This is a genomic window from Prauserella halophila (assembly GCF_024171895.1).
GTDB lineage: Bacteria > Actinomycetota > Actinomycetes > Mycobacteriales > Pseudonocardiaceae > Prauserella > Prauserella halophila.
On sequence record NZ_JAMTCQ010000008.1, the window covers coordinates 947,432 to 961,575 of the forward strand.

Below are 14,144 nucleotides of genomic sequence, written 5' to 3' on the forward strand. Positions count from 1 at the left end.
GGGGCTCGCCACGGTGCGGACTCGCAGCGACGGGGTCCGGGCGGCCCCGCCCGGACCCCGCCTCGAACACAACGGGCGCCCCGGCCGTGACGGCCGGGGCGCCCGTTGTCGAATCAGCGCGTGCTCAGAGAGCGGGGCGCGGCGTCGTGTTCGACGACACCAGCGCTGCGAGGCGATCGCCGATCGCCGTCGTCGTGCCCGGCGACGCCTGGTCCCGCGTGGCGAGATCGAACGCCACCGATGCCTCGATGCGCCGCGCGGCCTCCTTCTCACCGAGGTGGTCGAGCAGCAACGACACCGACAGCACGGTCGCCGTCGGGTCGGCCGCGTTCTGCCCGGCGATGTCGGGTGCGCTGCCGTGCACCGGCTCGAACATGCTCGGGTTGCGGCCCGAGATGTCGAGGTTGCCACTGGCGGCGAGCCCGATGCCGCCGGTCACGGCGGCCACCAGGTCGGTGACGATGTCGCCGAACAGGTTGTCGGTGACGATCACGTCGAACCGGCTCGGGTCCGTGACCAGGTGGATCGTCGCGGCATCGACGTGCGAGTACGCCACCGACACCTCGGGGTACTCGAGCGAGACCTCTTCGACGATCCGCGACCACAACGAGCCCGAGTACTCCAGCACGTTGGTCTTGTGCACGAGCGTGAGGTGTTTGCGCGGGCGCTCGTTGGCGCGGCGGAAGGCATCCGTCACCACCCGGCGGATACCGAAGGCCGTGTTCAGGCTGACCTCCGTCGCGACCTCGTGTTCGGTGTCCTTACGCAGCAGCCCGCCGTTGCCCGCGTACGGACCCTCGGTGCCCTCCCGGACGACGACCATGTCGACCTCGCCCGGGTCGGCCAGCGGGCTCGGCACACCCGGATACAGCCTGCCGGGCCGCAGATTGACGTGGTGATCGAGCTCGAACCGCAGCCGCAGCAGCAGGCCGCGCTCGAGAATGCCGCTGGGCACGCTCGGATCACCGACGGCACCCAGCAGGATCGCGTCGTGCTCGGCCAGTTCGCCCAGCACCGATTCGGGCAACAGTTCACCCGTCGAGTGCCAGCGGGACGCACCGAGGTCATAGGTGGTCGTCTCGGCGTTCGGGACGACCTCCCCGAGTACCTTGAGCGCCTCGGAGACCACTTCGGGCCCGATCCCATCACCCGGGATCACAGCGAGCCGCATCCACACACCTCCGTCAGACCGGGTCCCATCGAGCGCGGGTACCCCATTCGCATCCTAAGCCAGCGACGGCAGGTTACCGGGCGTCGACGAACTGTCGACCCACGACCACCCCAACGGCGCATGCACCACCGTCGCGGGTCCCCCGAACGGCTGATTCACGGTGTGCCCGGCGCGAGCGGCCACGGAGGTGCGGCGGGGTCGCCGGGCACCGTCCGACGCCGGCGCGAGCGGCCACGGAGGTGTGGCCGCTCAGCGGAGTCCGGCCCCTGCCGGGCCGGACTCCGGCGGCGCCGGATCAGCCGTCGTTCGTCGAAACCGGCCGCCGGCCGACCTCGTGGATCCCGATCGTCGAGGCGCGCCGACCGGATGCGTTGTGGTGGTTCAGCACCAGCAGCTCCTCGGCCGAGTCCGCCGCATCCGGGTTCCGCGTCACCGTGAACGTGTCCCGACGGCCGGCCACGTACGACAGGGCCGCACCGTCGGCGCCCTCCACCGTGTACGCCGGGTTCAGCGGATCGAACGTGATCGGCTCGTCGATCGTGTCCACGTTGCCCGTCTCCGGATCGCCGTAGTACCCGGAGACACCCACCGTGTAGCTGATCTCGTGCGTGTCGGCCGACGGGTCGATGCCGAGTGCACTCAGCGAGACGGGCAGCACCGCGACGTTGCTGTCGAACGTGTTGGTGTCCACGCCGCCGAACTGTCCGTTGACCGGATGCAGGTCCACAGTGGAATCGTCCGACAGGCGCACGGTCTGGGCGACCAGCACGTCGGTGGACGGCATCGGCGTGGCGTAGGTCTCGTAATCGGGCCGACCGTCACCGTCGGTGTCGGTCTGGATGTACGGGATCGTGTGCCCGCCGAGACTCGACCAGTTGCCCCATGTGGACAGTCCGAACGCGAGTAACGCGTCGTCACCCTCGCCCACCGACGTGGCGCCGACGTGCCGCAGATCGCCGCCCTCGGCCGTCTCGTTGATCGTGCAGTCGCTCGTCCGCTCACCGACGCAGCGCGGCAGCTGCGGCGACCGCGCGTGCAGCTCCATGATGCTCATCAGCGAGCGGTAGGCCTCACTGCCGGAACCCTGATCCAGGCCACGGCCCCGCACCCGCACGTCCGCCGTGCCGGAGTCACCGCGGAAGACGATGTTGCGGGAGTGGTGGAGCTTCGCCACCGGCTTCGGCGCAGCGTGCACCGGAAGCCGCAGCGTGGCCCCGTCGCCCTCGGGAGTGAGCACCATGCGGCCCGCGGCCTCGGCGACGAACTGCCGCGGCACGCCGAGCTGGGTGCGTTCGAGCGTGGGATCGATCGTCTTGCGCATCGCCGACGGGTCGATCCGCAGTGTGACGGTCACGTCGGCACTGCCGTGGGCCGGCACGTACACCGAGTCCCGCGACAGCGTGTAGCTCACGCCGGGGATCGTGGACGAGGCCCGGTAGTCCAGCGAGTACCGCGTGCCCTCGTCGCCCTGGTTGTCGATGCGGACGACCTTGCGCTTGGTGGTCGGGTGGCCGACCTCGAGCACCCCGAACGACGCGCTGACGGCCTTGCGGTCGCGGGCCGCGTAGACCAGGACCTCGTTGTCGACCGCGGCCCGCGCGTCGATGCGGCCGGCACCGACCCGTTGCGGCCCGACGGCCGTGCCGCCGGAGGTCACCTCGTGGGCCGCGGTGTTCATGACCGAGTTCTTGACCTCGGTGGCGTCCCAGTCGGGGTTCGACTCACGCACGAGCGCCGTGATGCCCGCCGCGTGCGGCGAGGCCATCGACGTGCCCGACATGACGGTGGCTGCGTCACCGCCGCCCATCAGGGCCGAGGCGATCGTGTCACCCGGCGACGCGAGGTCCGGCTTCACGGCCGGTCCGCGTACACCTCGCGAGGTGAACGAGCTCGGAGTGTCCTCGATGGACTCGTTCTCGGTGGGAAGCGACGTGCGGCCGTCGCCGGTCATGGCGATCTCGAGGGTGCCCGCGTCGAGGGCCGGGCGCAGTTTCTCCGTGGCGTCGCCGGTCAGCTGGAAGACCGGGACGTCCTCGTTACCCGCGATGGCCGCGCCGAAATTCTGCAGGCTGGAGGTGAACACGACGCCCGCGGCACCAGCCGCCGTGGCGTTGTCCGCACGGGTGGCGGAACCGCACGCCCGGGTCTCGTCGTTGTCGTCCCATTCGAGCCAGGCGAACTTGCCCTCGACCGCGGCCGCGTCGGAATCCGAGAACTCCGCGCAGCTGTCGGCGTTGTCACCGGACAGTGCCACGACCGGCTTCGTGAGGTCCAGCGAGTCGTAATCGGTGTAGTACAGGCTGAACTGCCCGGCCACCCGGCCGGCCACATCGGACGGAGCGGCCACCTCGACCGCGTCGCGCAGCACGTACGAGTCGCGGATGCTCGCAACGCCGAGCCCCTCGGGCGTGTTGCCGGGGCTGCCGCCGATGTCGTACAGGTCGCCGCCGTTGCCCGCCGACATGACGGGAAGCACGTCGTTGGCGACGAGCTTGCGCACGAAGTCGGACTCCGGGTCGTCGGGCGCGCCGTAGTCGCTGCCGACCGAGATGTTGACGACGTCGAGCTTGTCGGAGAAGTCGCCGTCGCCGTTCGGGTCGAGCGTCCAGTCCATCGCCTGCGCCATGACGGCCGTCGAACCGTTGCAGCCGAACACCTTGACGTCGTACAACTCGGCCTTCGGCGCGCTGCCCGGTGCGACCTTCATGTCCATCAGGGCGTCGCCGTCGAGCTTCGAGTAGTCGCCCGTGAACGTCGATCCGTCCGCGTCGACGCCGAAACCGCCCGCGGTGCCCGCCACGTGCGTGCCGTGGTCCATGCACGGCAACGGATTCGGGTCCGGTCTCGGAATCTCGGAGCCGTTGGCACCCGAGGCGTCGTAGTCGTCACCGACGAGGTCGGTACCGCCCGCGACCTTCGCCGACGGGAACAGCTCCGGTGCCTTCTTCGTCGGGTCGACCGACTCGTAGGCCTCCTTCGTCCCGGGGCCGCCGAAGGTGGCATGCGTGTAGTCGATGCCGCTGTCGATGACACCGATCTTGACGTCGTCGCCGTAGTTGCCGGTCTGCTGCCAGACGTTGATGGCCTTGGTCAGCTGGTCGGCCCCCGCGTTCTGGTGCTTCTTCGGCACGATCGGCTTGACCGAGACGACGTCGTCGCGGCCTGCCAGCTCACGCAGCCGCGCCGCGTCCGAGGAGACGACGGCACCGGCGATCGCGTTCGACGTACGCGCCAGCACCGTGGTGCCGGCGCCCATCGCCCTGAGGTTGCCGACGACCTTGTCGACGGTGCCCAGTGCCGACTTCCGGGCCCGCTTGGCGGCCGCGGACGCGGCCTTGTTGCCGCTGGCCTCCTTGTCGTTGAACGCGTCGACCGCGGGCTGCTTGTCCACCTCGACGAAGGCCGATATCCGGCCCTGTGCCTCGGCGAGCCGCGGGGAGACACCTCCGTCGGCGAGTCCGGGATCGAGACTGTCGGCCGAGGCGGCCGGAACGGGTTCGATGTGTGATGCGTCCTGCGCCGACGCGCCACCGGCCGCAACCGTGGCGGCGAGTAAGGCGGTCGAGCAGGTCGCGAGCAAGCGTGCTTGCCAGCGATTCATACTGGGGCACCCCCAATGGGCCGGGAGGTTGACAGTGCGTGATCAACCAGCCAACACCATCGGGGATGTCACCCAATAGCGTAATTCGTAGCGTCTTACTCGAATGTGATGGTTCGGACCTGGTAGGCGCTGCCCGCGATCACGGGAACGAGATCGACCGGATCTTGCGCGCCGACACGGCGGCACCGATCGGGTCGAGCAGCCCCGGGTCCACCGCACGGTCCACTCGCAGCAGCATGACCGACTCGGAACGCCCGGTGGTCTGGCTGATCTGCGCGGCGTCGATGTTCACGCCCGCCTCACCGAGCACCGTGCCGACACGGCCCATGATGCCCGGCTTGTCCGGGTACTCCATGAGCAGCATGTGGCCCTCGGCCCGGATGTCGAAGTGCCTGCCGTCGATCTCGATCAGCTTCTGCACCTCGTCCTTGCCGGTGACCGCACCCGACACCGTGTGTGCCGTGCCGTCGTCCTGCACCGCACGCACGGTCAGCTGGCTGCGGTAGTTCTGGCTCTCGGGCTCGGTGCTCACCGACACCTGCACGCCCAGCTCCTCGGCCAGCCGGGGCGCGTTCACGAACGTCACCTGCGACTCGACGACATTGGCGAACACGCCACGCAGCGCCGCGAGCTGCAGCACGCTGACGTCCTCGCCGGACAGCTCGCCGGAGGCGACGACCGACACCGATTGCGGCGCCTTCGCGCTGAACGCCGACAGCACGGTGCCGAGCTTCTGCGCCAGCGGCAGGTAGGGACGCACCTCGTCGGTCACCGCACCGCCCGCGACGTTCACGGCGTCCGGCACGAACTCGCCGCGCAGTGCCAGCAGTGTCGACTTCGCGACATCGGTGCCCGCGCGGTCCTGCGCCTCCCCGGTCGAGGCGCCGAGGTGCGGCGTGACCACGACGTTGGGCAGGCCGAACAGCGGGCTCTCGGTGATCGGCTCGGACTCGAACACGTCGATGCCCGCACCGCCCACGTGCCCGTCCGACACGGCGTTGGCGAGCGCATCCTCGTCGATCAGGCCACCGCGCGCGGCGTTGACGATGATGACGCCCTTCTTGGTCTTCGCCAGCGCCTTCGCGTCGATCAGGCCCTTGGTCTCGGGCGTCTTCGGCAGGTGGACGGTGATGATGTCGGCACGCTCGAGCAGCTCGTCGAGGCCGACGAGCTCGACCCCGAACTGCTTGGCCCGTGCCGCCGTGGCGTACGGGTCGTAGCCGATCAGCTCGGTGTCGAACGCACCGAGGCGCTGCGACACGAGCTGACCGATCTTGCCGAAGCCGACGACGCCGACGGTCTTACCGTTCAGCTCGACACCGGTGTAGGAGCTGCGCTTCCATTCACCGCCCTGCAGGCTCTGGTCCGCGGCCGGCACCCGGCGCAGCACGGACAGCAGCAGCGCAACGGCGTGCTCGGCGGCGGAGACGATGTTCGACGTCGGGGCGTTCACCACGAGCACGCCGTGCTGGGTGGCGGCGGACACGTCGACGTTGTCGAGACCGACACCCGCGCGGGCCACCACCTTCAGCGTGCTGGTGGCGTCGAGCACCTCGGCGTCGACCTGCGTCGCGGACCGTACGAGCAGCGCGTCGGCGGTCTTCACCGCCTCGAGCAGTGCGGGCCGGTCCGTTCCGTCCACGTGCCGGATTTCGACCTCGTCGGAGAAGATGCTCACCGCGGAGGGAGCGAGCTTCTCGGCGAGGAGGACGACGGGCTTGGTGGAAGTGGTCACGATGCGCCTTTCGTAGCTCGACTCACTGGTCTTGTGCAGCGGGCACAGCACCCTTACGGCGTCTCACACCGCAGGCCGCAATCGCCCTGCGTTCCGGCTCGCCCCGGCGACGCGGAATCCAGTCCGTCCCGCGGCGCACCGGCTCGCCCGCGGGACTGTTGTCTCGCCCGCGGGCTGCGTGTCACGACCTGCGCCTGCCCCGCACTCGTCGACCGACCTGCCCGGTGCGTGCTCGCCAGCCGTGGCGATCGTCGACGTGGTCGAGGTCACGTCACTGTGTCCTCGATCGCGCAGAGTCTATCCGCCGACGTTCACGCAGACGCAATGCTCCGACGGCAAATCAGCGCCATCGGGGACGATCCTGCACCCGTTTCCGCTGGTCACAGGGGACAAATGCGAACTTCGTTCGTCAGGTCACCATTCCGGGACGACCGCCTCGAATCGCCCTTCTCCCGCCTCGATCACTCCGGCGGACGGTCGAATTCGCCGTCGCGAGCACCCGCGAGGAACGCGTCCCATTCGGACGGCGTGAACACGAGCACCGCCCCATCGCCGCCTGTCCCGTCGCCGCCTGTCCCGTCGCCGCCTGTCCCGTCGCCGCCTGTCCCGTCGCCGCCTGCCCCGTCGCCGGCCGCGCCGTCGCCGCCGTTCGTACCGTCGTCACCGCCGTCGCCGGCCGCGCCCACGTCCCGGGCCCGGCGAGCGGGCCGCAGCACCACGTACGTCACGCCGTCGGTGTGGGACACGAAGGCGTACTCGACCGGACCGCGCTCGGTGCCCGCCTCGTCGCGCAGCCGCGACCAGTCGGCGGACCGCAGGTCCAGCGCGGCCGACACATCCTGTTTCGCCTGCTGGTCGCCGGCCCGGCCGACGGCACCGCCCGGGCCCGCGGCCGAGGGCGCGCCAGGGTCAACGCCGTCGGTCATCACCGAGCACCGTAGCCCTGAGCAGCACAAACCCCCAAGACGTGCGGATGCACGTCTTGGGGGTCCGCGGAAGCCGAACCGGACTTATCCGATAATTCAGGCCGTTTCGGTGATCGGGCGGTCGACCCAGGACATCAGGTCGCGCAGCTTCTTGCCGGTCTCCTCGATCGGGTGCTGCTCACCGGCCTGACGCAACTTCGCGAAGTTCGGCCGGTCGTTCTCGTCCTCGGAGACCCATTCGCGGGCGAACGTGCCGTCCTGGATCTCGGCCAGCACGGCCTTCATGTTCTCCTTCACCTCGGGGGTGACCACGCGCGGACCGCGGGTGAGGTCGCCGTACTCGGCGGTGTCGGAGATCGAGTAGCGCATGCGCGCGATGCCGCCCTCGTACATGAGGTCGACGATCAGCTTGAGCTCGTGCAGCACCTCGAAGTAGGCGATCTCGGGGGCGTAGCCCGCCTCGGTCAGCACCTCGAAGCCCGTCTGCACCAGCGCCGACGCACCGCCGCAGAGCACCGACTGCTCACCGAACAGGTCGGTCTCGGTCTCCTCGGTGAACGTCGTCTTGATGACGCCCGCGCGTGCACCGCCGATCGCGGCCGCGTACGACAGCGCCAGCGCCTGGCCACCGCCGCTGGGGTCCTGCTCGACGGCGATCAGGCACGGCACACCCTTGCCGTCGACGAACTGCCTGCGTACCAGGTGCCCCGGCCCCTTCGGTGCCACCATCGCCACGTCCACGTCGGCAGGCGGCTTGATGAGGTCGTACCGGATGTTGAAGCCGTGTCCGAAGAAGAGCGCGTCACCCTCCTTGAGGTTCGGCTCGATGTCGGCGGTGTAGATGGCGCGCTGCTTCGTGTCGGGCGCGAGGAGCATGATCACGTCGGCCCACGCGGAGACCTCCGACACCGTGCCGACCTGCAGGCCCTCGTCCTCGGCCTTGGCGCGCGACTTCGAACCCTCGGCCAGGCCGATGCGGACGTCGACGCCGGAGTCACGCAGGCTCAGCGCATGCGCGTGGCCCTGACTGCCGTACCCGATGACGGCGACCTTACGGCCCTGGATGATGCCGAGATCGGCGTCGTCGTCGTAGAAGATTTCGACTGACATGAGGGGTGGTACTTCCTTTCCCATCGCGTGATGTGCCCGGGACGCACCTTCCGGCGGGCGCCCGGGCCGGGCGGCGCGGTGGCCGCAGGTTTCTATCGGGTTGAGTTCGCGGTGATCGACCGGGCGCCCCGGCCGAGCGCGACCATGCCGGATTTCACGAGCTCGCGCACGCCGTACGGTTCCAGCATGCGCATGAGCGCGTTCAGTTTGTCGTGCGTGCCGGTGGCCTCGACGGTGACCGCCTCCGGCGAGACGTCGACCACCTTCGCGCGGAACATTTCCACGGTCTCCAGGACCTGACTGCGCACGGTGGCATCGGCCCGCACCTTCACGAGCAGCAGGTCGCGCTGCACCGAGCTGGCCGGGTCGAGTTCCACGATCTTGATGACGTTCACGAGCTTGTTCAGCTGCTTTGTCACCTGTTCGAGGGGTTGTTCCTCGACGGCGACGACGATCGTCATCCGGGACACCTCCGGGGTCTCCGTGGGCCCGACGGCGAGGGACTCGATGTTGAAACCCCGGCGGGAGAACAGGCCGGAGACACGGGCGAGCACGCCGGGGACGTTCTCCACCAGGACGCTCAGCGTATGCATGCTCATGACTCTCACTGCTCCCCTCGGGTACCGGTGACGGCCTTGTCGGCGACGACGCCCTCCGCGGCGGGCCCGTCGGTGACATCGTCGTCGTCGAACAGCGGCCGGATGCCGCGGGCCGCCATCACCTCGTCGTTGCTGGCGCCCGGGCCGACCATCGGCCACACCTGAGCATCCTTGCCGACGACGAAGTCGATCACGACAGGGCGGTCGTTGATGGCCATGGCCCGTTCGATGACGTCGTCGACCTCGTCGGCCGTCTCACACCGCAGTCCCGCACAGCCGAGCGACTCCGCGAGGAGTGCGAAGTCCGGGATGCGGTGCTTGTGCGTGCCGAGGTCGGTGTTGGAGTAGCGCTCGGCGTAGAAGAGATTCTGCCACTGGCGCACCATGCCGAGGTTGCCGTTGTTGATCACGGCCACCTTGATCGGGGCGCCTTCCAGCGCGCACGTCGCCAGCTCCTGGTTGGTCATCTGGAAGCAGCCGTCACCGTCGATCGCCCACACCTGATGGCCGGGCCTGCCGAACTGCGCGCCCATCGCCGCGGGCACGGCGAAGCCCATCGTGCCGAGTCCACCGGAGTTGATCCACGTGCGCGGGTTGTCGTACTTGATGAACTGTGCGGCCCACATCTGGTGCTGGCCGACGCCGGCCGTGTAGTAGGCATCCTGGCCCACGAGCGCGCCGATGCGCTCGATGACGTACTGCGGCGCGAGCGTGCCGTCCTCGGGCCACTCGTATCCGGCGGGGAACGTGTCGCGCCAGGAGTTGATCTGGGTCCACCAGGCTGCGAGGTCGGGGCGGTCGCCGCGGTCGTGCTCGAACTTCACGGCGTCGATGAGTTCGCGGAGGATCTCCTTGCAGTCGCCCACGATCGGGACGTCGGCCTTGCGGTTCTTCGAGATCTCGGCCGGATCGATGTCGGCGTGCACGACCGTGGCTTCGGGTGCGAACGAGTCGAGCCTGCCGGTGACCCGGTCGTCGAACCGCGCGCCGATCGCCAGCAGCAGGTCCGCCCGCTGCAGCGCGGCGACCGCGGACACGGTGCCGTGCATGCCGGGCATGCCCACGTGGTGATCGTGCGAATCGGGGAACGCGCCGCGCGCCATGAGTGTCGTCGCGACCGGGATGCCGGTCAGCTCGGCCAATTCGGCCAGTTCGGCCGACGCCTCGGCCTTGAGCACCCCGCCGCCGACGTACAGCACCGGCCTGCGCGACTGCGAGATCAGCCGCGCGGCCTCCCGCACCTGCTTGCCGTGCGGACGCAGCGTGGGCCGGTAGCCGGGCAGCGTCATCTCCGGCGGCCACGAGAACGACGTGTTCTCCTGCAGGACGTCCTTCGGGATGTCGACCAGCACCGGGCCCGGACGGCCGGTACTGGCCAGGTGGAACGCCTCGGCGATGACCCGCGGGATGTCGGCGGGGTCGGTGACGAGGAAGTTGTGCTTGGTGACCGGCATCGTGATGCCGCAGATGTCGGCTTCCTGGAACGCGTCCGTACCGATGAGCGCCCGAGTCTGCTGACCGGTGATCGCCACGAGCGGGACCGAGTCCATGTTGGCGTCCGCCAGCGGGGTGACCAGGTTCGTAGCACCGGGGCCCGACGTCGCCATGCACACGCCGACCTCGCCGGTGGCCTGGGCGTATCCGGTGGCGGCGTGGCCTGCGGCCTGCTCGTGCCGCACCAGCACGTGACGGACCTTCGTCGAGTCGAGCAGCGGGTCGTAGGCAGGAAGAATCGTGCCGCCGGGAATCCCGAAGACGACCTCCGAGCCGACCGCCTCGAGCGCACGCACGAGCGACTGCGCGCCGGTCACGCGGACGGGGGTGCCCGCGGGCGGGGTGGGCTTCGGACGGGGGCCGTTCGGCTGGGCGGACTTCCGGGACGCCTCCGTGGCGTCCCGGGCTCCGCTGTCTCCGGCGGAGCCGGAATCCGATCGCGAGGTCGCGCTAGTCATGGATTTCTGCCTCGTGTCCTGGTGCTCTCGAGCGTACTGAGTGGGTCCTGCTGGGCTCGTCGGCTTCTCGGGTCGGCTTGTCTGGTCCGGGACGTCATGGTCGGGATCGTCGTGGTCGGGATGGTCATGGTCGGGATGGTCGTGGTCGGGCCGTTGTGGACACTCCCTCGACATCAAAAAACCCCCGCCGACCGGGGTGGTCGTACGAGGGTCGCGCGTTGCTGCAGAGGCCGCTTCCTAAGCGTCGCTCTCGGCGTCAACGCGCTCGGGAAGTACGAGAATCGTCTGCGGTGTCACGCCGGTGACGTTAATCGGGCCGCGGTGCGGGTGTCAACTCTGCGGGATCGTGATTCCGAATACTGAAACACTGATCCAATCGGCGGACACCCGGAGCACCCGGGCGGACGCCGCGCGACCACGGAGACGCCGTGTTGCGTTCCCCGGGGGCCGTGTTGCGCCCTCCGGGGGCCGTGTTGCGTTCCGCGGGGGCCGTGTTGCGCCTTCGGGGTTGCGCCCGTCGGGTCCCGCGCTGCGTTTCTCGGGCCTCGGTCGCGCCGGCTTCATCCGCCGTTCGCCCTGCGCAAGTCCCGCCCGGAATGCCGGAAGATCACCCGGCGGTGGCACCATCGAGGTGTGGCAGACGAATCAGGTGAACCGCAGCAGCAGTCCGGCATCCGGGTCCGCGAGCGGCAGGCGCGCGACGAACAGGTCGTGCGCAAGCAGCGCCGCGCGGTGTTCCGGGTCCCGTCGGTGTCCCTGCTGACCATCCCGATCCTGCTGTTCTGCATCACCCCGATCGCGTTCAGCGTGCCCGGCCTGCAGCTGCTGTATCTGATCCCGGTCGCTGTCGTGGTGTGGGTACTGCGGGTCCGGACGATCGCGACCTCCGAGGGGCTGACCGCCCGCGCCCTTACGACCACCCGATCCATCCCCTGGGACGACCTCTCCGGCCTGTCGGTCACGGAGAAGGCCGCGATCCGCGCGGCGCTGACGGACGGCACGACCGTGGCACTGCCCTACGTCCGGCTGCATCACGTACCGGTGCTGTCGCTGTTGTCCGACGGTCGCATCCCCGATCCGTCGGGCGCGCTGGCAGGCGACATGACCTCCGATTCCCCCGCTACCGCCGACTCCGGTGCCACCGCCGACAGCCACACCGAGTCCGACGACACGACCCGGCCCGCGACCCCGGCCTGACACCCCGCCGGCTCGCCACCGGCTCATCCGCCGCCGAGCCCCGTCAACACGGCGCGCAGCGTGTTCCGGGCCGCGCGGAGTTCGTCGAGCGACACGGCCGACACGGCCTCCGCCCTCGGTGCGTCCGTGTCGGCGATCAACTGATCGAGCATGCCCAGGCCCGCCTCGGTCGCCCGGTAGAGCGAGGAACGTGCGTGCTCCGGATTGTCGTGACGCACCGCTGAGCCGGCCCCGACGAGTTCTCCCGCCACTCGCTGGACGGCCTGCCGGGTGAGCCCGAGCCGTGCCGCGATCTGCGGCACCGTCGCGTCGCCGCCGGACAGCACGCTGAGCACGTGCCACTGCGCGACGGTCACACCGCGTGCGGCCGCGTCCGTCTCACTGATCCGGCGGCTCACCGCGGCGAGTTCGTACACGTCCGCGATCAGTGCCCGGTACGCCTGCGCCTTGGCCGCCGCGTCGCCGCCCTCGGACGCTCCGGAGGAGGACATGTCGGCATTACTTGACAACATGTTGTCATTCTAGTCGACTGAGCGCATGACCGACACCGGACGCCGACGACTGGGCAGACTCGCCGCGATCCCCCTCGCCTTCGGTTCGATCGCGGGGTCGGGCATCCTCAGCCTGCCGTCGGCGGTCTACGCCGAAACCGGCCCGAGCAGCCTGCTCGTGTGGCTCGCCGCGGGTGTGCTGTGCGTGCCGATGCTCGTCATGTTCCGCGACACCGTGCGACTGTCCCCTGACGGCGACGCACTGCAGGCACTGGTGACCCGCGGCCTCGGTGACCCGATCGGCCGGGCCATGCCACTGATGTTCCTGTTCGTCGTTGTCGTCGGCCTGCCGACGGGATGCGTCGTGGCCGGCCGCTACGTCGAACGCGGCCTCGGCATCCCCGGCGCGACCGGCGTGATCGCCGTGGCGCTGCTCGGCACCGCCCTGCTGATCAGCGCCCGCGGTGCGGGCGCCAAACAGTGGACCCAGCTCGTGGGCAGCGCCGCGCTGACGCTCACGGGCGTGGCACTCGTACTGCTCGGCACACTCGGCACCACCGGATCGCGGGCCGAACCCGTCGACCTGATCCCCGGCGCCGAGGCGGCGCACGTCCTGCTCCCGGGTGTGCTGCTGGCGTTCTGGGCCTTCGTCGGTTTCGAGAACCTGACGTTCCTGGCTCGCGAACTCCGCGCACCCGACCGGGATTTCCTCCCGGTCAGCGTGGTGGCACTCGCGCTGTACGGCACGTTCGCCGTCGCGCTCACCGTGGCCGTCGCCCTCAGCGTCACCCGCACGGGCGTCGACCCGGTCGCGGGACTGCTGCAGATCGCCGAAACCCCGCTCGTGCAGGCGATCGTCGCTCTCGTGGCCGTGTCGGCGATGCTCATCAACGCCACCGCGTGGGTCCGCGGGCTGAGCACACTGCTGAGGCTCGCGGCCGCCGACAGCACGCTGCCGCGCCGAACCCCCGCTCCCGTGGTGACGATGGGCGCGCTGTTCTCCGTCACTCTCGCCGTCCTACTGACGGACCAGAGCCTGACCGTGGACGCACTCGCCGCGAGCAGTGCCGTGTTCGTGCTCATCTACGCGGTGTGCATCGTGGGCTACGTCCGGTTGTACGGGGTCAACGGCCGCACCGTCTCGAACGCCGCGCTGCTCGTCGTCATGACGGCGTCGCTCGTCCAGTCCGGCGGCCGCAGCCTGTACGGCGCCGGCGTGGCAGCCGGCTGTCTGCTCTGGTGCGCGTGGCGTCATCGGCGTGCGCGTGTGCACTCCCGACCCTCCCCCAGCGGCACCTGAGACTCGCCCCGGTTCCCACATGGCGGACGCATCGTCCTCGTGACCACCGCATGTCAGGACGC

General features: G+C 69.8%; 9 protein-coding genes and 1 pseudogene. 2 read left to right on the forward strand and 8 right to left on the reverse strand.

Going from position 1 to position 14,144, the window contains the following annotated elements; genetic code table 11:
* Positions 1 to 124: 124 nt before the first annotated feature.
* From LY41_RS04700 to LY41_RS04730, 7 genes and pseudogenes are all read right to left on the reverse strand, one after another.
* Complete coding sequence (locus LY41_RS04700) at positions 125 to 1,171, reverse strand: 3-isopropylmalate dehydrogenase (protein ID WP_253862551.1); 1,047 nt, start codon at positions 1,169 to 1,171, stop codon at positions 125 to 127.
* A gap of 295 nt (positions 1,172 to 1,466) precedes the next feature.
* The gene (locus LY41_RS04705; RefSeq protein ID WP_253862552.1) at positions 1,467 to 4,772 is read right to left on the reverse strand and encodes a S8 family peptidase; all 3,306 of its coding nucleotides are present in this window, start codon (positions 4,770 to 4,772) and stop codon (positions 1,467 to 1,469) included.
* Between the two features lie 139 nt (positions 4,773 to 4,911).
* The gene (gene serA, locus LY41_RS04710) at positions 4,912 to 6,507 is read right to left on the reverse strand and encodes a phosphoglycerate dehydrogenase (RefSeq protein ID WP_253862553.1); all 1,596 of its coding nucleotides are present in this window, start codon (positions 6,505 to 6,507) and stop codon (positions 4,912 to 4,914) included.
* A gap of 461 nt (positions 6,508 to 6,968) precedes the next feature.
* Positions 6,969 to 7,061: pseudogene (locus LY41_RS04715) on the reverse strand (DUF397 domain-containing protein); the annotation flags it as partial.
* Between the two features lie 468 nt (positions 7,062 to 7,529).
* Positions 7,530 to 8,543: a ketol-acid reductoisomerase gene (gene ilvC, locus LY41_RS04720; protein WP_253862554.1), complete on the reverse strand. Its 1,014-nt coding sequence runs from the start codon at positions 8,541 to 8,543 to the stop codon at positions 7,530 to 7,532.
* A gap of 92 nt (positions 8,544 to 8,635) precedes the next feature.
* Positions 8,636 to 9,142 (reverse strand): acetolactate synthase small subunit, encoded by a 507-nt coding sequence (ilvN, locus tag LY41_RS04725; protein ID WP_253862555.1) that lies wholly within the window; start codon positions 9,140 to 9,142, stop codon positions 8,636 to 8,638.
* Positions 9,143 to 9,147: 5 nt separating this feature from the next.
* Positions 9,148 to 11,094, reverse strand: a complete 1,947-nt coding sequence (locus LY41_RS04730; protein ID WP_253862556.1) for an acetolactate synthase large subunit — start codon at positions 11,092 to 11,094, stop codon at positions 9,148 to 9,150.
* 633 nt (positions 11,095 to 11,727) lie between these two features.
* Here LY41_RS04730 and LY41_RS23795 point away from each other — a divergent pair.
* Positions 11,728 to 12,291: a PH domain-containing protein gene (locus LY41_RS23795; RefSeq protein ID WP_253862557.1), complete on the forward strand. Its 564-nt coding sequence runs from the start codon at positions 11,728 to 11,730 to the stop codon at positions 12,289 to 12,291.
* Positions 12,292 to 12,314: 23 nt separating this feature from the next.
* Here LY41_RS23795 and LY41_RS04740 read toward each other — a convergent pair whose 3' ends face one another.
* Positions 12,315 to 12,803 (reverse strand): MarR family winged helix-turn-helix transcriptional regulator, encoded by a 489-nt coding sequence (locus tag LY41_RS04740; protein ID WP_253862558.1) that lies wholly within the window; start codon positions 12,801 to 12,803, stop codon positions 12,315 to 12,317.
* A gap of 25 nt (positions 12,804 to 12,828) precedes the next feature.
* On the opposite strand from LY41_RS04740, the gene LY41_RS04745 reads away from it, so the two are divergent.
* Complete coding sequence (locus tag LY41_RS04745) at positions 12,829 to 14,082, forward strand: APC family permease (RefSeq protein WP_253862559.1); 1,254 nt, start codon at positions 12,829 to 12,831, stop codon at positions 14,080 to 14,082.
* Positions 14,083 to 14,144: the final 62 nt, after the last annotated feature.

Bases quoted from the DNA above. Each gene is read 5' to 3' on its own strand.
- LY41_RS04745 (WP_253862559.1), top strand. From the start codon at position 12,829: ATGACCGACACCGGACGCCGACGACTGGGCAGACTCGCCGCGATCCCC.
- LY41_RS04705 (WP_253862552.1), bottom strand. From the start codon at position 4,772: ATGAATCGCTGGCAAGCACGCTTGCTCGCGACCTGCTCGACCGCCTTA.
- LY41_RS04740 (WP_253862558.1), bottom strand. From the start codon at position 12,803: ATGTTGTCAAGTAATGCCGACATGTCCTCCTCCGGAGCGTCCGAGGGC.
- LY41_RS04730 (WP_253862556.1), bottom strand. From the start codon at position 11,094: ATGACTAGCGCGACCTCGCGATCGGATTCCGGCTCCGCCGGAGACAGC.
- LY41_RS04700 (WP_253862551.1), bottom strand. From the start codon at position 1,171: ATGCGGCTCGCTGTGATCCCGGGTGATGGGATCGGGCCCGAAGTGGTC.
- ilvC (WP_253862554.1), bottom strand. From the start codon at position 8,543: ATGTCAGTCGAAATCTTCTACGACGACGACGCCGATCTCGGCATCATC.
- ilvN (WP_253862555.1), bottom strand. From the start codon at position 9,142: ATGAGCATGCATACGCTGAGCGTCCTGGTGGAGAACGTCCCCGGCGTG.